This window comes from Halarchaeum sp. P4 (assembly GCF_051195175.1).
In the GTDB taxonomy this organism is placed as follows: domain Archaea; phylum Halobacteriota; class Halobacteria; order Halobacteriales; family Halobacteriaceae; genus Halarchaeum.
This window is the reverse complement of record NZ_JBNTKC010000001.1, coordinates 723,583-738,729: the sequence shown is the minus strand read 5'-3', so window position 1 is coordinate 738,729 and position 15,147 is coordinate 723,583. Positions and strand designations below refer to the sequence as shown.

Below are 15,147 nucleotides of genomic sequence, written 5' to 3'. Positions count from 1 at the left end.
TTATGGCCCGGAGGGACGATACGGGGTCAGGTGCTCCTTCTTCGAGTCGCCTGTCGGTTGAGTTCCGCGTCGAGAACGAGACGTATCCGTTCGTCGGGGCGTCGGCGGTCGAGTCCTGTACGTTCGAACTCGAGGAGATGATTCCGCGGGGCGACGGGGTCTACTCGGAGTTCTTCCGCATCGACGGTGCGGATACCGACCGCATTCTCGGAATCGCGGAGGAGACGCCGCAGGTCGAACCGACGCTCCTCCGCGAGGACGGCGACGTGAGCCTGTTCGAGTTCGAAGTCGCGGGCGGCTGTATCGCGGTGTCGCTCGCGGACGTCGGGGCGTATCCCCGTGTCGTCCGCGGGGAGAGCGGCGACGGCCGAGTCGTCGCGGACTTCCCGCGCGGGGAGGGTCGCTCGCTCGTCCGCCAGATCCTCGACACGCACGAGGGTGTCGACGTCGTCACGCGGGACGGGAGCGCCAGGACGCTCCCGTCGTTCGAGCACTCGGACATCTTCCGGAAGAGCCACGACGTACTCACGGAGCACCAACGCCGGGTGCTCGCGACGGCGGTCTCGGAAGGGTTCTACGCGTGGCCACGAGAGACGACGCTCACGGAACTCGCGCGCCTGATGGACGTCGACGAGGCCGTGCTCGACGTACGCCTCCACAATGCCGAGCAGACGGTCCTCGCCGCGCTGTTCGAAGACGGGACGCTCGATGAGGTGGCGGAGCCGACCCACCCCTTCATTGATGCGTCGGGTGCGGACGCCGAGACTGATTGACGGTTCGTCGGCAGTCGCGAACGCTCCGAGACGTAGCTATCGTTGCGACGATGTCTGTGCGCGGCGGCACCTACACCCGACCCTGAAACTTCGCGTCGGCGGAGGTGTGGCCGTTGTTGAACGACATGACCTTCGCGCGGATGACGTCGCCCTCGGCGACGTCGCTGGGGACGTCCTCGGTGAAGAGGACGAAGCCCTCGACTTTGCCCACGGCGACGCGTTCGCCGGAGTGGTGGTCGCTGAAGTCGGTGACGCCGAACTCGTAGGTGTCGCCGATGTCGACCGGCGGGTCGCGCTGCTGGGCGGCGTCGTGTGCGCGCTTCGATTTGCGTTTCTCGGCGGTGCGGCGACGCCACCCATAGCCGAGACCGAGGAGCGCGAGGACGGCCCCGGCGGCGCCGGCAAGGAGTGTGAGAGAGACCATACGGGTGGCGTGGGTCGGGGCGTACTTATGCCGAACGGCCCGCTCAGGCGGGGTCGTTCGTGAGGAGGACGGCACCGAAGGCGAGCTGGAAGAGCGCGCCGAGGGGGACGTGCAGGCCGCCGAAGCCAGTCTTGTAGATGGCGGCGGCGGCGACGAGGTAGCCGATGCCGGTGAGGAGGAGGGTGGCGCCGACGAGGCGCGCGGGCCGCCGCACGCGCGCCGTGACGGCTTCCTCGCGGAGGTAGAACGCGACGCTGAACGCGAGGAGCGCGAGGAAGACGACGGAGACGACGGTCCAGACGAGGTAGCCGGTGGCCATCGTCGTCGTACCCTGATACTGGTAGGCGCCGAGCGACGTGGCGACCATCGTGCTACTGCCGCCGGCGCTCGTGAGGTCGGTGACGCGACGGAGGTGGAAGAGCGGCCAGCGCACGAAGAGGACGGAGACGTTCGGGCCGGAGAGCGTCGCGTAGGCGACCTCCCACGGGAGCAGCGCGCTCACCCAGACGAAGAGGACGGCGAGCGGGTTCTCGTACTCGGGAGCGGTCCAGCGAGGCATATGCGTCGCCTACCGCCGACGGCCGTATAAGCGTGTCCGGTCAGGACTCGACGGCGTTACTCATTCTCGTCGGGTCCTTCCCACCCGGAGAGGACGGCGGAGCGCTCGCCGCCGTTCCAGACAAGTGTGGCCGTGGAACCGTTGAGGTGAAGTCTACCATCGTGTAGAGTCGACCATCCATAGAGGCTCGTGTAACTTTCAAAATCCGAGTAGTTCGCGGTAGCGGAGTCGCCAGCCTGCATCGTTCCATTATCGCCGATAACCTGTTTTGGACGCGCACGGAGGTACTGGTCATTACTGTCTCCGTACTCACCGTTTTCACCAGGAACCTGTACCGTCGCCCCAGTAGTGTTAAACGCGAGCTGCTCTCGCTTGATGGATTCTCCACCCGCGTGCATCACGGTCAGCGTGTCGCTCGTACTATTGTTGTAATCCCACTCGAACGTCGCCTGCGGCGCCGTCTGTCCGATATCGCCGACGATACCGAAGACCGCGGCGCCGATGACGGCGGCGAGGATGACGGTGATCGCCACCATGAGTATCGTGCCGACGACGGGTGAGACGGCCCGCTCGTCGCTGAAGACCCCCAGTACGTCCATAGTCACGTATTCATACAATACAACTTTACTGTTTTTATTGCTGTCGTCCACGATTTGGAATCATCGTGGCCGTGCCCACGTTGCCACATGCCCGATGGGACCCAGCGAACACGGGGAGAAGTGCCTGACGGCCGAGATACCGCGGTAGCGGCAGGCTATGCCGCGACGTGGTCTGCCTCGCTAAAGCGTAGCGAAGCGGCAAAAGTTCCGTCAGCCTTTATTGCTCGCGCGAGAAGAGGCGACATGGATAGACTGAAGCAGTCGCTGCTCGATGCGCCCATCATCGAGAAGGAAGGGTATCACTACTTCGTACACCCCATCAGCGACGGCGTCCCGATGCTCGAACCCGAGCTCCTCCGGGAAATCGTCATCCGAATCATCCGGAAGGCCGAGATTCAGGACGTCGACAAGATCGTCACGCCCGCCGCGATGGGGATCCACATCTCGACGGCGGTGTCGCTGATGACCGACATCCCCCTTGTCGTCATCCGCAAGCGTCAGTACGGCCTCGAGGGCGAGGTCTCGCTCACCCAGCAGACGGGCTACTCGGAGTCCGAGATGTACATCAACGACGTCTTCGAGGGCGACCGCGTGCTCGTTCTCGACGACGTCCTCTCGACGGGCGGCACCCTGCGCGCCATCACGGACGCCCTCGATCACATCGGCGCGGACGTCTCCGACGTCGTCGCCGTCATCAAGAAGGAGGGGCCGAACGAACTCGACGAGTCCGACATCGACGTGAAGACGCTCATCAACGTCGACGTCGTCGACGGCGAAGTCGTCATCACCGACGAACACGGCGACGACTGAGGTCGACCCGTCCGGCGGCGATTCCCACCGTATTCTCGGTGTTGGCGCCTCGAAGGCGGCAAGCACCACACCCGGAGTCATTGTTTTGCGTGCGACGGCCGAACGAACGAGCGCATGACGTCAGTCCTGTTCGTCGTTAGCGAAGAAGGATACTGGGGCGAGGAGTGTATCGAGCCGCTCACGACGCTCGACGAGCGCGGCGCCGACATCACGGTCGCGACGCCGACCGGCAACCCGCCAGTGGTCGACGAACGGTCGGTCGACCCGGAGAGCGTCGGCGAGGAAACCGCCGAGCGCGTCACGGAGATTCACGAGTCGGACGAGCGCCTGAACGACCCGGAGGCGCTCGCCGAACAGGACGCGAGCGACTACGACGCCGTCGTCTTCCCGGGCGGCCACGGCACCGCGTGGGACATCAACCAGGACCGGGACGCCCGACGCCTCCTCCGCGAGGCCGTCGCGGGCGAGGACGGGAAGGCGCTCGTCGTCTGTCACGCCGCCGGCATCCTCGCGTTCACGCGCGACGCCGACGGCGAGTTCCTCGTCGAGGGGCGCTCCGTCACGGGCTTCCCGAACGAGTGGGAGGAGGGCATCGTTGATGAGCGCGACCTGCTGCCCGATGGCCGCAAACTCCCCTACTGGGTCGAGGACGAAGTTGTCGCGGCCGGCGCGGACTGGGACGCCGAACTCGACGCCGACACCTCCGTCACCGTCGACGGCGACCTCGTCACCGCGCGTGGCCCCGAGTCATCCGTTGCCGCGGCCGAGACGTTCGCCGCGGAACTCGACCTCTGAACCGAGGGACAAATCCACATACGGCACCGGGCTTCGCAAGTCTTAACTAGCGCACCGCGTTATGAAGAATCAGCGGGATGGGATAGCCAGGAGATTCCGCCGGGCTCATAACCCGGAGATCGGTAGTTCAAATCTACCTCCCGCTACTTCTCCTGAACTCACGCCCTGAGAGCGAGTCGTCTCGCTCACCCGTCCGTTCTCCGCAACCGACCTACTTCTGAGACGCGTCGCTGTCCGTCGTTCGAGTCCGCTGAAGAGTCGCGAAAACCCGTCAGTCGAGCGTGAGCGTCGTCTGCTTCTCGCGGACGACGACGTCCTCGGCGTCGACGGTCTCGACGTCGAGCCAGTGGGGGATGTAGTTGCGTTTCTCGTAGTCCTCGTACTCCTCGCGGTCGCCCATAACGCACCAGAGCTGGACGCGCTCGGGGCCGTGCCAGTCGCCGTTGCGAGTCACGCCGAACAGGACCTTCTCGTCGCCGTCGCGCTCGATGACGGCGCCGTTGCGCACGCCGGGGTCCCCGTGGATGATGAGCCGCTTCATACTCGGGCCTTCCGCGGGACGCCGATTAAACGCTTCGCACTCCCGGCGCTATCGCTCGTAGCGCCCGGAGGCGTGGTGGAGGTAGAGGGCGATGGGGACGATGAGCGCGGCGCCCATCATGGCGACGATGATGGTGGCCGGGTGGAAGAGGCGGCCGACGACGGTGGTCGTCGCCGGGTAGAAGAGGACAGTCCCGACGGCGCCGACGAGTATTACGACGGTGAGCGAGACGCGACGGACGGTCTGGCGCTGGCCGGCGGTGACGTCGATGCCGTCGTGGCGCCTGTTGCGCATGAGTCTGAGGAGCCCGCCGACGGCGTAGCCGACCGGGAGCCCGTAGACGAGTGCCCAGCCGGTGCCGACGCCGAGCGACGGGAGCCCGTAGGCCGCGAGTATGGCGAGCTCGGCGGCGAACGTCGGGTTGGACGCGTCCGCGGGCGCGAACGTCATCAGGCCGGAGGCGACGGTGGCGTTGCCCGGACCCGTCGAGCGGTTCCAGCGCAGTGACGTGCCCGTCGAAGCCATCACGCCAGGGTGATCGACGATACGATAGCCCTCGGGCGCGTGAATCGTCACGTCGGCCTGCATCGGCGCGAGGTCGGCGACGTGGCGGTCGAACGGCGCGAAGAGGACGGCACCGCGGGTCCGCGAGGCGGCGTCGTCGATGCGGTAGGTGGCGACGACGGTGTCGTTCACGACACGCGAGCTGAGGTCGTGGGTGTCGTGACCGAGGCGCCGGTCGAAGCGCTGCTGGACGATCGTCTCGTAGACGCCCGGGTTCTCCCGGAAGACGGTCGCCGTCTCGTCGTTGACGAGCGTCGCGCGTTCGGTCCAGACGCTCGTGCCGTTCGCGTAGACGGCGACGTCGACGCTGACGTTCGTGACGGCCGAGCCGGCGTAGGAGTAGTTCCCGGGGCGGTACGTCCCGCCCTCGAAGCCGCCGGCGAACCCGGAGACGGGGTCCGGCTGGTCAGCGGCCGCTGCGGGCGCGGCGGCAACGCCGAGGCCGGCGACGAGGAGGACACACCAGAGGAGGGCGTGGCGGGCTGGGCAGTCCATACTGAACGTCCATTCACACGGACCAAAAACCTATGGACAGCCATGACGCCCGCCGCCGACGGGCGTGAGTCAGGGTGCGTGGCGCCGTGCGACGCCGTGAATTCCGAGGCCGAGGAGCGCGACGACGAGCGCGACGGGAACACCGAGGCTGAAAGCGACTCGGCCGAACGCGCCCCCGGTGGTGCTCCCCGTCGCGGGGTACTGCGCGACGGCGACGACGAGGCCGACGAGGAGCGGAGTCGCGAGTGCGACGCGGCGGACAGTTCGCCGGTCGTCGCGGACGAGTCTGACGCCGCCGGAGAGGACGAGGCCGAGCGGGAGCCCGAAGAGGAGAGCCCATGCGAGGCCGACGCCGACTGTTGCGGGACCATAGGCGGCGAGGACCGCGAGGTCCGCACGGGCGCTCGGGAGCGCCGCGCCCGCGGGCGCGAACGTCACCAATCCGGGCGAGACGCCGGCGGAGTGCCCGTCCGCACCCCATCGAAGGGTGTCGCGCTCGACGGCGCGCATCTCGTCAGGGTGGCTGACGACACGGTAGCCCTCCGGTGCATGAATCGTCACGTCGGCCGCGCCCGGGTAGTAGTCGTTGCGGTAGTCCGCGAACGGCGCGAAGAGGACGCCGCCGCCGACGCCACGGGTGACGACGCCGCCGAGGCGATAGGTGACGACGAGGGTGTCGTTCGCGACGCGCGAGGCCAGGTGGGTCGTCTCGCGGTCGAAGCGGTCGTCGAACCAGTGGGCGACGACGGCCCGGCGAAGGCTGTCGTTCGACCGGAACGCGGCGGCGGTGTCGGAGTTCGTGAGGGTCGCACGCTCGGTCCAGACGCTCGTCCCGTTCGCGTGGACGGCGACGTCGACGCTGACGTTCGTCGCGTCCGACGGCGGATATTCGCCGGGCGCGTACGTGCCACCGTCGAAGCCGCCGAACCCGGAGACGGGCTGTGGCGGCGGGCGCGCGACGGTCGGCGTGGCGACGACGGCGAGGCCGGCGACGAGGAGGACACAACAGAGGAGGGCGCGACGGCGGCAGACCATACGGGACGTGTGTCAACGAGCCGTAAATAGTTGCGTCAGAGTGCAGTCGTGCCTGTCGCGTCGCCGGGCCGAACCGTGTCCATTTTAAGCGTCGGAGTCGAACCGGTGAACAACAGAGCTGATTCGCTATGCAGATGCCACGACGCTTCAACACCTACTGCCCGCACTGCAACGAGCATCACGAACACGAAGTCGAGCGCGTCCGCTCGGGCCGCACCTCCGGCATGACGAAGGTGCAGGGCCGCCAGCGCAAGCGCCAGACCTCCCGCATCGGTAACTCCGGTAAGTTCAGCAAGGTCCCCGGTGGCGACAAGCCGACCAAGAAGACGGACCTCAAGTACCGCTGCAGCGAGTGTGGCAAGGCCCACCTCCGTCAGGGATGGCGCGCCGGCAAGCTGGAGTTCCAGGAGTAATACGATGGCTGGAAACTTCTTCCGTATCACGTGCCCGGACTGTGAGAACGAACAGGTCGTCTTCGAGAAGGCCTCCTCGCCCGTCTCGTGCGCCGTCTGTGGTACGACGCTCGCGCGACCGACCGGCGGGAAGGCCGACCTCGAAGGCGAGGTCGTCGAGACCGTCGAGGCCCGATGAAGTACGAGGGCTGGCCCGAGCAGGGCGAACTCGTCGTCGGGAAAGTCGACGAGATCGAGGACTTCGGCGTCTTCGTCGACCTCGAAGAGTACCGCGATAAGCGCGGGCTGGTCCACATCAGCGAGGTCGCGAGCGGTTGGATCAAGAACGTCCGTGACCACGTCCGCGAGGGGCAGACCGTCGTGGCGAAGGTGCTCGACGTCGACAAGTCCTCCCAGCAGATCGACCTCTCCATCAAGGACGTCAACGACCACCAGCGCTCGGAGGCCATCCAGGAGTGGAAGAACGAGCAGAAGGCGGACAAGTGGATGGAACTCGCCTTTGGCGAGGAGATGTCCGACGAGCAGTTCCGCGACGTCGCGGACGTCCTCGTCGCGGAGTTCGGTTCGCTCTACGAGGGCTTCGAGCAGGCCGCCATCCACGGCACGGAGGCGCTCGAGGGTCTCGACCTCTCCGAGGAGGACGTCGACGCCATCGTCTCCACGGCCCGCGAGAACGTCTCCGTCCCCTACGTGACGGTGACGGGCTACGTCCACCTGGAGTCGCCCGCGCCCGACGGCGTGGACGACATCAAGGAGGCCCTGCAGGCCGCCGAGGACGAGGACGAGGTCCCCGAGGAGGCGGACCTCGAGGTGACGTACGTCGGCGCGCCCGAGTACCGCATCCGCGTGGAGGCGCCGAACTACAAGACGGCTGAGGACGAACTCGAGGCGGCGGCCGCGCGCGCGACTGCGGACGTCGAGAGTCGCGGCGGCAGCGGTGAGTTCCACCGCGAGCGCCAGCTCGAAGAAGAAGCCTAGGCCCGTGCACTCGGACATCCGAGTCTGTCGCGAGCACGACGACCCCGTTTACACCCTTTCTGAGACATGTCCGGAGTGTGGAGAGCGCACGGAGAACAGCGCGCCCGCACCGTTCGACCCGGACGATCCGTACGGCGAGTACCGACGCAAACTTAAGCGCCGCGTCCGCGACTAGGACGCATGGACGAAGTCGACATCGAGGTCGTCGCGGACGTCGAGTTGGACGACCCTGTTCTCGTCGAGGGACTGCCCGGGGTCGGACACGTCGGGAAACTCGTCGCCGAGCACCTCGTCGAGGAGACGGAGTCGACGCTCGTGCGCCGCGTCTACTCCGAACTCTTCCCGCCGCAGGTCACGGTGAGCGAGGAGAGCGTCGCGTCGCTCGCTGACGCCGAGTTCCACGCCATCGAGACGGAGGGCCGCGACCTCCTCGTGCTGACGGGCGACCATCAGGCGACGGACAACCGCGGCCACTATCGACTGACGGACGCCTTCCTCGACGTCGCCGAGAAGTTCGGCGTCTCCGAACTGTACGCGCTGGGCGGCGTCCCGACGGGCGAACTCGTCGAGGACCACGCCGTCGTCGGCGCAGTGGGCGACGACGAACAGAAGGACGTGCTCGAGGACGCCGGCGTCGAGTTCCGCTCGGAGGAGCCCTCCGGCGGCATCGTCGGAACGTCCGGCCTGCTGGTCGGGCTCGGCACGCGCCGGGACTTCGAGGCCGCCTGTCTGATGGGCGAGACCTCGGGCTACCTCGTGGACCCGAAGAGCGCGCGCGCCGTCCTCGAAGTGCTGGAGAACCTGCTGGACTTCGAGGTGGACTTCGAGGCGCTGGACGAGCGCGCGGACGAGATGGAGGACGTCGTCGAGCAGATGCAGCAGATGGAGCAGGGCCCGAGCCCGGGCGGCGAGGAAGACCTGCGCTACATCGGATAGTCCCGAACGACCCTCTTTTGTCGCGGTCCTAGTCGTCGAGCAGCGCGTCGAGTCGCGCCTCGACGGCGGCGATTTCGCCGTCGGTGATTCGATGACCGGTATCGGGATAGGTCTCGACAGTGACGTCTCCGTCCATCGCGGCGAAGACGTCGGCGGTGCGCTCGACGCTCTCGACGTCGATCTTGGGGTCGTCCTCGCCTACACCGCAGAAGACGGGCGTGCCCTCGAGTGACCCCAAGTGATCGCGTTCGCCCGGCTCGCCGGGGAGCGCGCCCGCGAGGACGAACGCGCCGCCGTAGCGCCGCGGCTCTCTGCGGAGGTATTCGGCGGCGAGACAGGCCCCCTGGCTGAAGCCGAAGAGGACGATTCGCTCGTCGTCGAGTCCGGCGTCGCGCGCCGTCTGCACGGCGCGCTCGACTGCGTCCACGGCCGAAGTGAGCCACGTCTCGTTCGCCTCGACGGGCGCGTCGAAGCGATGAGGGTACCACGTGTACTTCGCGGCCTGCGGGGCGAGGAAGGCGATGCCGTGCCGATAGACTTCCTCGGCGACGCGTGTGATGCTCTGTGCGGACTCGCCGCGGCCGTGCAGGAGGACGACGGCGACGTCGGCGGCGCGGAGCGGCGCGCCGCTCGTGACGAGCGGTGTGTCGGCGTGTGGGTCCTCGTCGCTCGCCGGGAGGAAGCGCTCGCTCACGGCGTGTAGTCGAGGGCGGGGAGCTGGGAGGTGATGAGGTCGCGGTCCTCCTCGTAGTGGCCGGGGAGGACGAGGTCCTCGCCGAGGCTCTCGACGTCCTGGTCGACGGCGACGCCGGGGCCGTCGGTGGCGAGCTCGAAGAGGATGCCGCCGGGCTCGCGGACGTAGAGCGAGTGGAAGACGTGGCGGTCCTTCACGCGCGAGACGCGGAGGTCGCGCTCGGCGAAGAGTTCGCGCCATTCGTGAAGTTCGGTCTCGTCGGCGACGCGGACAGCGACGTGGTGGAGGACGCCCGCGCCTTCGCGGCCGAACGGGACGTCCCGGTCGAGGATGTCGACGACAGCTCCGACGTCGCCGGGCGCGCGATAGCGAATCCGATCGCCGTCCTGCGCGTCGAGGTCGTAGCCGAGCGTGTCGAGGACGCTCGCGGTCGCGTAGGGGTTGACCGAGAGGACGGAGACGCCGAAGAAGCCGCGAATCGCGGCCGTCTCGGGGACGCGACTCGTCCACGGCTCGATTGGCTGGTCGGCCTCGACGAGTTCGATGCGGGTACCGTCGGGGTCGGTGAACTGGAGGGCGCGTTCGTCCTCGAAGCGCGTTTCGGTCTCGTGGGCGACATCGAAGTCGGCGAGGCGGTCGCGCCAGTAGTCGAGCGATCCCTCGGGGACGGCGAACGCCATGCGCTCGGGCTGTGGCGGGCCAACGCGGCCGTCCTCGGCGCTCCGGGAGGGGAAGCTCGTGTAGACGGTGCCGGGCGCGCCGACGGCGTTCCCGAAGAGGAGGTGGTACTGGAGGATGTCCTCGAGGTTGACGGTACGGCGGACGAGGCGCAGTCCGAGCACCTCGGTGTAGAAGTCGAGGTTGCGCTGGGCGTCGCCCGCGAGTCCGGTGACGTGGTGGATGCCGGGCGTGTCGGTAAGCACTACCCGAAATAGGGGTTCGTGGGGTTTCCATGTTGTCCCCGGGGCGGTCTGCGACGGCGTAGACGGAGAAGGGCAGGGCTTAACGCCCGCCTCGCGCAACGTCCTCGCATGGAGACGAACGCGGCATTCGCGGGCGTGACGTGCACGGACTGCGCCGAGACGTTCGAGGCGGCGGACGCGCCGGGTCGCTGTCCGTCGTGTGGCGGCGTCCTCGACGTCGAGTACGACTACGACGCGCTGGACGTCTCGCGCGAGACGTTCGAGGACCGCGGCGAGCGCTCGCAGTGGCGCTATCGCGAACTCCTGCCGTTCGCGCGCGAGGCGGCGGTGACGACGGACGAGGGCGGGACGCCGCTCGTGTCGGTGCCGGCGCTCGCGGAGGAGTTCGGCGTGGAGGCGGTGTACGTGAAGGACGAGGGCCGAAACCCGACCGGCACCATCGACGACCGGGCGCAGTCGGTGGCGGCGACGGCGGCGCGGGAGGCGGACGCGACGGACGTGGCGCTGGCCTCGACGGGCGACGACGGCCAGTCGGCGGCGGCGTACGCGGCGCGCGCGGGCCTGGAGAGCCACACGTTCGTGCCGACGCGCGCGAGTTTCACGAACAAGGCGATGGTGAACGTCCACGGCGGGGACATGTCGGTCGTGGAGGGCCGTATCGGCGACGCGGACGCGGCGTTCGCGGACGCCGTCGACGAGCACGACGACTGGCACCCGGTGCAGGTGTTCTCGACGCCGTTCGCCCACGAGGGCCTGAAGACGACGTACTTCGAGGTGGCGGAGGCGCTCGACTGGACGGCCCCCGACCACGTCATCAACCCGACGGGCCGCGGCGCGGGCCTCTACGCGCTCTACAAGGCCGCGACGGAGGTCGCCGACCTCGGCCTCGTCGCGGACGTCCCGCAGGTCCACGCGGCGCAGGCGGAGGGCTGTGCGCCCATCGTCCGGGCGTTCGAGGAGGAGCGTGACAGCCACGAGCCGTGGGACGCGCCGGACACCATCTGCGGGCGCATCGAGATTCCCGATCCGGTCGGGAGTCCGCTCGCCCTCGAGGCGCTGCGCGAGTCCGGCGGGGACGCGGTGGCGGCGCCGGACCCGGAGATTCTGGAGGGAGCGACGTCGCTCGCGGAGTCCGCGGGCCTCGAACTCGGCGCGTCGAGTGGCGCGGCAGTCGCGGCGGCGTACGCGCTGCACGAGCGCGACGCCTTCGACGCCGACGACGTCCTCGTCCTGGTGAACGCGGGCGCGGGGAGCAAGGACGACGACATCCTGCGCTCGCACCTGATGGGCAAGGGCATCTAACGTGCGTCTGGTCGCCGGCAAAACTAAGGTTTAGACGCGTCTAATCACGCGTAGTGATGCTGAGTGACGTCATGGAGGACTACTTGAAGGCGATCTACGTCCTCCAGCGCGAAGAGGAACCGCCGGTGCGGACGTCGGCGCTCGCGGAATACCTGGGAGTGACGCCGCCGACGGTGACGAGTATGCTGGAGAAGCTCGACGAGCGCGGGCTCATCGAGCGCGAGAAGTACAAGGGCGTCGAGCTCACCGACGAGGGCGAGACGGTCGCATTGGAGGTGTTGCGCCACCACCGCCTCCTGGAGTCGTATCTCGCCGAGCACCTCGACTACGGGTGGAGCGAGGTCCACGAGGAGGCCGACGCCCTCGAGCACCACATCAGCGAGGAGTTCGAGCGCCGCGTCGCCGCCGCACTCGGTGAACCACGTGTCGACCCGCACGGCGACCCCATCCCCTCCGAGGACCTCGCGCCGCTCGCGGACGACGACACGACGGCGCTCGCGGAGGCCGAGGAGGGTGACACGGTCGTCGTCGCGCGCGTCAGCGACCGGGACGACGAGCACCTCGCCTATCTCGCGGAGCGCGGCGTCGAACCGGGCGCGCGCCTCGACGTCGTGGACGTCGCGCCCATCGACCTCATCACGGTCAGCGTCGACGGTCGGGACGTCCACCTGCCGACGAGCATCGCGTCCGCGATTCGCGTGCGCGACGTCGAGGCGTCCGAGGCGGACGAGGTGACGGCGTGAATGCTCGGCCTCCCACTCGCAGCCGGGAACGGGCTGGACGCGGTCGTTCGGCGCTACGCGGACTACGGGCCGTTCCTTGCAGCGTTCCTCGCGAACTTCCTCGCGACGTTCGGTGACAAGGGCCAACTCGTCGTCGTGACGCTCGCGAGCCGCTACGACGCGAAGCGCGTCTTCGCGGGCGCGATGGCGGCGTTCGCGGGGTGGAGCGCGGTGGAGGTCATGCTCGGCGCGTGGCTGACGCGCGTCCTCCCGAAGGGTGCCATCGGTACTGCGACCGGCGTCCTGTTCGTCGCGTTCGGGCTCTGGACGGCCTACTCCGTCTACGGGCGCTATCGGCGCGGCGGCGCGCCCGGCGCGTCCACGGACGGTGGGACGGTGACGTCGGCGGTGCTCCCGGACCGGGTCGCGCAGTACACGCGCGGCTACGGGCCGATGGCGACCGCCTTCTGCTTCATCGTCCTCGCGGAAGTCGGCGACAAGACCCAACTGCTCACCATCAACCTCGCGGCGACGTTCCCGGAGGCACCGGTCGCCGTCTTCTGCGGCGTCGTCGCCGCGCTCGGCATCCGGACGGGCATCGACGCCTTCCTCGGCGGGCGCGCGGAGCGCTGGCTCCCCACCGCCTACATCGAACTCGCGGCGGCCGTCGTCTTCGTTGCGTTCGGCCTCGTGGAGTTCGGTGTCGTCGGCGAGGACGTCCTCGTCGGCGCCATCGTCGTCGCGCTCGCCACCGTCGCCTACGGCCGCGTTCGTGAGCGCTGACGGGATGCGAACGCAGGCGTTTTCGCAATCTGGTGCCTCCGTGCGGGTATGGTGCTCCTCTCACTCCTCGCCGGCGTGGCGCTCGGCCTCTCGCTGGCCGCGCCGCCCGGCCCGATGAACGCCCTCATCGCGAACGAGACGGTGGTTCGGGGCTGGAAGGCGGGCTTTTGGGCCGGCCTCGGCGCGATGACGGCGGACGCGGTGTTCTTCCTCCTGGCGTACGGCGGCGTCGTCGCCTTCCTCCAGCATACCCCGACCCTGCAGGCCGCGATGAAGGTCGCGGGCGGCGTCCTCCTCTGCTACTTCGCGTACGGCGCGGCGAAGAGCGCGCACGCTGGCGCCGAACGCACCGAAGCGGGCGCGGGGTTCCGGAAGACGTTCCTCGCGGCGCTCGCGAACCCGATGCAGATCATCTGGTGGTTGACCGCGGGCGTCGCGCTGCTCGACCCGGGGACCGTCGAGGCGTTCGGTTACACGCTCACGGTGTCGAACGGCGTGCTCACCGTCCTCGGGTTCTTCTGTGGGATTCTGCTCTGGATAACGGGCTTCCCGGCGCTCCTGCGGGCGGCCGGGGAGAAAGTCGGGGCGTTGGAGCGCGTCGTCGGGTACGGGAGCGCGGTCGTACTCGTGGCGTTCGGCGTGCTGTTCGTCGCGGGGTCGCTGCCCGCGTTGCTCTAGTCCATCTCGGGGACTTCCTCTTCGAGCCATTCGCGGAACCAGCGCACGCGTTTGAGACGCTGGTGGGCAATGGACTCGGCGGCGTCGCTGTGGACGCGTGCCTTGGCGTCGCGGCCGCGTTCGAGGACGCGCTCGACCATCTCGGCGGCGTCCATGTGTGTGCGCGCCTCGTAGCCCATCCGCAGGAGCATGAGCGCGGTGCCGTTCGCGCCGACCTTATCGAGCATGTCGGCCTCGATGAGGCAGCGACTCTCCAGGTCGAGTTCGCCGAGTTCGTCGGTGTGTGAGTGGTGCTCGACGGCACGACAGACCCGGTCGACGAAGGACGCGGGGTAGTCGCCATGGGTTTCGAGATACTGCCGGGCGACGCGCGCGCCTTCCTCGGCGTGGACTTCCTGGTCGGCGTCGAGTTTGGCGATGTCGTGGAAGAGGGCGGCGACGCGCACGACGTCGACGTCCGCACCCTCCTTCTCGGCGATTTCGGCGGCGAGCTCGCGGACGTTGACGATGTGGTTGAAGCGGTACTCGGCGGAGTGCCACGGGTACCAGCGCATCCGGCCGCCGTCGTCCTCGTTCTCGACGCTGGCGGCGAGGTAGTCGTAGACGAACTCCTCCATCGCGGTGAGTTCGTCCTCGGAGACGGTCGATTCCTTTATCTCGACACCCATGCCGTCACCTCCGGTGGGGGTTCGTGTCGCGTTGTCATTGTTGTCTCAATAGAGGCTAGTTTCGCTCTTTAGCCTTTTGCAGACGCCGACCCGAGAAAAAATCAGGCGGAGACGTCGGCGCGTTCGCCGGGCTTGAGCGCGTCTTCGACCGCCTCCTCGCAGGTGAGCATGGCCTCCGTGCGGTTCTCGCCCTCGACGGTGACGCTCTCGACGACGCGCCAGCCGTCGGTTTCGTGGACGGCGCCCTTCACCCAGTCGCCGGCGGCGAGGATGAGCGATTCGGTGACGACGACGGGTTCGGAGTCGTCGGTGCGGACGGCCTCCTCGCGTTCGACGGGGACGACGAGGTCGAAGGCGTCGGCGTCGTTGAGCGCGGCGACTTCCGTCGTGGTGAGCGGCCGGTCGGGGAGCGACGAGAGCGTGGTCATACGGACGTGAAGGGGCCGAACGAAGAA

The 15,147-nt window shown here is 68.2% G+C and carries 22 protein-coding genes and 1 tRNA gene; 13 read left to right on the top strand and 10 right to left on the bottom strand.

The genetic code is table 11. The annotated features are described in order from the left end of the window. Positions 1-2 precede the first annotated feature (2 nt). Entirely contained in the window at positions 3-773 is a 771-nt protein-coding gene (locus ACQUS8_RS03950; RefSeq protein WP_435097220.1) for a bacterio-opsin activator domain-containing protein, read from the top strand. A 70-nt stretch (positions 774-843) separates the two neighbouring features. Here the strand turns inward: ACQUS8_RS03950 and ACQUS8_RS03945 are convergent, their stop codons facing one another. Genes ACQUS8_RS03945 through ACQUS8_RS03935 form a run of 3 tightly spaced genes read right to left on the bottom strand, consistent with a single transcriptional unit; the run spans position 844 to position 2,355 of the window. Continuing rightward, positions 844-1,197 (bottom strand): TRAM domain-containing protein, encoded by a 354-nt coding sequence (locus ACQUS8_RS03945; RefSeq protein ID WP_435097217.1) that lies wholly within the window; start codon positions 1,195-1,197, stop codon positions 844-846. A gap of 43 nt (positions 1,198-1,240) precedes the next feature. Further along, positions 1,241-1,756 (bottom strand): DUF7549 family protein, encoded by a 516-nt coding sequence (locus ACQUS8_RS03940; RefSeq protein ID WP_435097214.1) that lies wholly within the window; start codon positions 1,754-1,756, stop codon positions 1,241-1,243. Positions 1,757-1,812: 56 nt separating this feature from the next. Further along, positions 1,813-2,355 (bottom strand): type IV pilin, encoded by a 543-nt coding sequence (locus ACQUS8_RS03935; RefSeq protein ID WP_435097211.1) that lies wholly within the window; start codon positions 2,353-2,355, stop codon positions 1,813-1,815. Between the two features lie 243 nt (positions 2,356-2,598). On the opposite strand from ACQUS8_RS03935, the gene hpt reads away from it, so the two are divergent. The 3 genes from hpt to ACQUS8_RS03920 all read left to right on the top strand — a co-directional run bounded on the left by hpt (position 2,599) and on the right by ACQUS8_RS03920 (position 4,106). After that, positions 2,599-3,165, top strand: a complete 567-nt coding sequence (gene hpt / locus ACQUS8_RS03930) for a hypoxanthine/guanine phosphoribosyltransferase (protein WP_435097208.1) — start codon at positions 2,599-2,601, stop codon at positions 3,163-3,165. A gap of 114 nt (positions 3,166-3,279) precedes the next feature. Further along, on the top strand, positions 3,280-3,960 hold the full coding sequence (locus ACQUS8_RS03925) for a type 1 glutamine amidotransferase domain-containing protein (RefSeq protein WP_435097205.1): 681 nt from the start codon (positions 3,280-3,282) through the stop codon (positions 3,958-3,960). A gap of 71 nt (positions 3,961-4,031) precedes the next feature. Further along, a tRNA-Met gene (locus ACQUS8_RS03920) sits at positions 4,032-4,106 on the top strand. Between the two features lie 125 nt (positions 4,107-4,231). Here ACQUS8_RS03920 and ACQUS8_RS03915 read toward each other — a convergent pair. The 3 genes from ACQUS8_RS03915 to ACQUS8_RS03905 form a co-directional block, all read right to left on the bottom strand. Beyond that, entirely contained in the window at positions 4,232-4,501 is a 270-nt protein-coding gene (locus tag ACQUS8_RS03915) for an HAH_0734 family protein (protein WP_435097202.1), read from the bottom strand. A gap of 48 nt (positions 4,502-4,549) precedes the next feature. Next, a complete protein-coding gene (locus ACQUS8_RS03910) occupies positions 4,550-5,560 on the bottom strand; it encodes a hypothetical protein (protein ID WP_435097199.1) in 1,011 nt (336 codons plus the stop codon). 69 nt (positions 5,561-5,629) lie between these two features. After that, the gene (locus ACQUS8_RS03905; RefSeq protein WP_435097196.1) at positions 5,630-6,595 is read right to left on the bottom strand and encodes a hypothetical protein; all 966 of its coding nucleotides are present in this window, start codon (positions 6,593-6,595) and stop codon (positions 5,630-5,632) included. A gap of 128 nt (positions 6,596-6,723) precedes the next feature. Here ACQUS8_RS03905 and ACQUS8_RS03900 point away from each other — a divergent pair, with 128 nt between their 5' ends. From ACQUS8_RS03900 to ACQUS8_RS03880, 5 genes are read left to right on the top strand one after another with little or no spacing between them, the layout of a single operon-like run. Further along, a complete protein-coding gene (locus ACQUS8_RS03900; RefSeq protein WP_435097193.1) occupies positions 6,724-7,008 on the top strand; it encodes a 50S ribosomal protein L44e in 285 nt (94 codons plus the stop codon). Between the two features lie 4 nt (positions 7,009-7,012). Continuing rightward, positions 7,013-7,186, top strand: coding sequence for a 30S ribosomal protein S27e (locus tag ACQUS8_RS03895; RefSeq protein ID WP_435097190.1), 174 nt, complete (start codon positions 7,013-7,015; stop codon positions 7,184-7,186). Beyond that, positions 7,183-7,986, top strand: coding sequence for a translation initiation factor IF-2 subunit alpha (locus tag ACQUS8_RS03890; RefSeq protein WP_435097188.1), 804 nt, complete (start codon positions 7,183-7,185; stop codon positions 7,984-7,986). The genes ACQUS8_RS03895 and ACQUS8_RS03890 overlap by 4 nt, the downstream gene beginning before the upstream one ends. Before the next feature lie 4 nt (positions 7,987-7,990). Then, positions 7,991-8,161 (top strand): RNA-protein complex protein Nop10, encoded by a 171-nt coding sequence (locus ACQUS8_RS03885; protein ID WP_435097185.1) that lies wholly within the window; start codon positions 7,991-7,993, stop codon positions 8,159-8,161. 5 nt (positions 8,162-8,166) lie between these two features. Continuing rightward, on the top strand, positions 8,167-8,922 hold the full coding sequence (locus tag ACQUS8_RS03880) for a proteasome assembly chaperone family protein (protein ID WP_435097182.1): 756 nt from the start codon (positions 8,167-8,169) through the stop codon (positions 8,920-8,922). 28 nt (positions 8,923-8,950) lie between these two features. On the opposite strand, the gene ACQUS8_RS03875 is transcribed toward ACQUS8_RS03880, so the two are convergent. Then, positions 8,951-9,616 carry an alpha/beta hydrolase gene (locus ACQUS8_RS03875; RefSeq protein ID WP_435097179.1) on the bottom strand — a complete coding sequence of 222 codons (666 nt, stop codon included), beginning with the start codon at positions 9,614-9,616 and terminating at the stop codon, positions 8,951-8,953. Then, the gene (locus ACQUS8_RS03870; RefSeq protein ID WP_435097176.1) at positions 9,613-10,539 is read right to left on the bottom strand and encodes a VOC family protein; all 927 of its coding nucleotides are present in this window, start codon (positions 10,537-10,539) and stop codon (positions 9,613-9,615) included. The genes ACQUS8_RS03875 and ACQUS8_RS03870 overlap by 4 nt, the downstream gene beginning before the upstream one ends. 108 nt (positions 10,540-10,647) lie before the next feature. On the opposite strand from ACQUS8_RS03870, the gene ACQUS8_RS03865 reads away from it, so the two are divergent. From ACQUS8_RS03865 to ACQUS8_RS03850, 4 genes are read left to right on the top strand one after another with little or no spacing between them, the layout of a single operon-like run. Next, the gene (locus ACQUS8_RS03865; protein WP_435097173.1) at positions 10,648-11,841 is read left to right on the top strand and encodes a pyridoxal-phosphate dependent enzyme; all 1,194 of its coding nucleotides are present in this window, start codon (positions 10,648-10,650) and stop codon (positions 11,839-11,841) included. A gap of 56 nt (positions 11,842-11,897) precedes the next feature. Next, positions 11,898-12,584, top strand: coding sequence for a metal-dependent transcriptional regulator (locus tag ACQUS8_RS03860; protein WP_435097170.1), 687 nt, complete (start codon positions 11,898-11,900; stop codon positions 12,582-12,584). Continuing rightward, the gene (locus ACQUS8_RS03855; protein ID WP_435097167.1) at positions 12,585-13,346 is read left to right on the top strand and encodes a TMEM165/GDT1 family protein; all 762 of its coding nucleotides are present in this window, start codon (positions 12,585-12,587) and stop codon (positions 13,344-13,346) included. Positions 13,347-13,394: 48 nt separating this feature from the next. Beyond that, positions 13,395-14,024 carry a LysE family translocator gene (locus tag ACQUS8_RS03850; protein ID WP_435097164.1) on the top strand — a complete coding sequence of 210 codons (630 nt, stop codon included), beginning with the start codon at positions 13,395-13,397 and terminating at the stop codon, positions 14,022-14,024. On the opposite strand, the gene ACQUS8_RS03845 is transcribed toward ACQUS8_RS03850, so the two are convergent. Together ACQUS8_RS03845 and ACQUS8_RS03840 are read right to left on the bottom strand one after the other, a co-directional pair. Beyond that, a complete protein-coding gene (locus ACQUS8_RS03845; protein ID WP_435097161.1) occupies positions 14,021-14,692 on the bottom strand; it encodes an HD domain-containing protein in 672 nt (223 codons plus the stop codon). The genes ACQUS8_RS03850 and ACQUS8_RS03845 overlap by 4 nt on opposite strands. A 101-nt stretch (positions 14,693-14,793) precedes the next feature. Beyond that, a complete protein-coding gene (locus ACQUS8_RS03840; protein ID WP_435097158.1) occupies positions 14,794-15,120 on the bottom strand; it encodes a hypothetical protein in 327 nt (108 codons plus the stop codon). Between the last annotated feature and the right edge of the window lie 27 nt (positions 15,121-15,147).

Coding starts and splice junctions, on each gene's coding strand:
- ACQUS8_RS03950 (WP_435097220.1), top strand. CDS start 3: ATGGCCCGGAGGGACGATACGGGGTCAGGTGCTCCTTCTTCGAGTCGC.
- ACQUS8_RS03945 (WP_435097217.1), bottom strand. CDS start 1,197: ATGGTCTCTCTCACACTCCTTGCCGGCGCCGCCGGGGCCGTCCTCGCG.
- ACQUS8_RS03940 (WP_435097214.1), bottom strand. CDS start 1,756: ATGCCTCGCTGGACCGCTCCCGAGTACGAGAACCCGCTCGCCGTCCTC.
- ACQUS8_RS03935 (WP_435097211.1), bottom strand. CDS start 2,355: ATGGACGTACTGGGGGTCTTCAGCGACGAGCGGGCCGTCTCACCCGTC.
- hpt (WP_435097208.1), top strand. CDS start 2,599: ATGGATAGACTGAAGCAGTCGCTGCTCGATGCGCCCATCATCGAGAAG.
- ACQUS8_RS03925 (WP_435097205.1), top strand. CDS start 3,280: ATGACGTCAGTCCTGTTCGTCGTTAGCGAAGAAGGATACTGGGGCGAG.
- ACQUS8_RS03915 (WP_435097202.1), bottom strand. CDS start 4,501: ATGAAGCGGCTCATCATCCACGGGGACCCCGGCGTGCGCAACGGCGCC.
- ACQUS8_RS03910 (WP_435097199.1), bottom strand. CDS start 5,560: ATGGACTGCCCAGCCCGCCACGCCCTCCTCTGGTGTGTCCTCCTCGTC.
- ACQUS8_RS03905 (WP_435097196.1), bottom strand. CDS start 6,595: ATGGTCTGCCGCCGTCGCGCCCTCCTCTGTTGTGTCCTCCTCGTCGCC.
- ACQUS8_RS03900 (WP_435097193.1), top strand. CDS start 6,724: ATGCAGATGCCACGACGCTTCAACACCTACTGCCCGCACTGCAACGAG.
- ACQUS8_RS03895 (WP_435097190.1), top strand. CDS start 7,013: ATGGCTGGAAACTTCTTCCGTATCACGTGCCCGGACTGTGAGAACGAA.
- ACQUS8_RS03890 (WP_435097188.1), top strand. CDS start 7,183: ATGAAGTACGAGGGCTGGCCCGAGCAGGGCGAACTCGTCGTCGGGAAA.
- ACQUS8_RS03880 (WP_435097182.1), top strand. CDS start 8,167: ATGGACGAAGTCGACATCGAGGTCGTCGCGGACGTCGAGTTGGACGAC.
- ACQUS8_RS03865 (WP_435097173.1), top strand. CDS start 10,648: ATGGAGACGAACGCGGCATTCGCGGGCGTGACGTGCACGGACTGCGCC.
- ACQUS8_RS03860 (WP_435097170.1), top strand. CDS start 11,898: ATGCTGAGTGACGTCATGGAGGACTACTTGAAGGCGATCTACGTCCTC.
- ACQUS8_RS03855 (WP_435097167.1), top strand. CDS start 12,585: ATGCTCGGCCTCCCACTCGCAGCCGGGAACGGGCTGGACGCGGTCGTT.
- ACQUS8_RS03850 (WP_435097164.1), top strand. CDS start 13,395: ATGGTGCTCCTCTCACTCCTCGCCGGCGTGGCGCTCGGCCTCTCGCTG.
- ACQUS8_RS03845 (WP_435097161.1), bottom strand. CDS start 14,692: ATGGGTGTCGAGATAAAGGAATCGACCGTCTCCGAGGACGAACTCACC.
- ACQUS8_RS03840 (WP_435097158.1), bottom strand. CDS start 15,120: ATGACCACGCTCTCGTCGCTCCCCGACCGGCCGCTCACCACGACGGAA.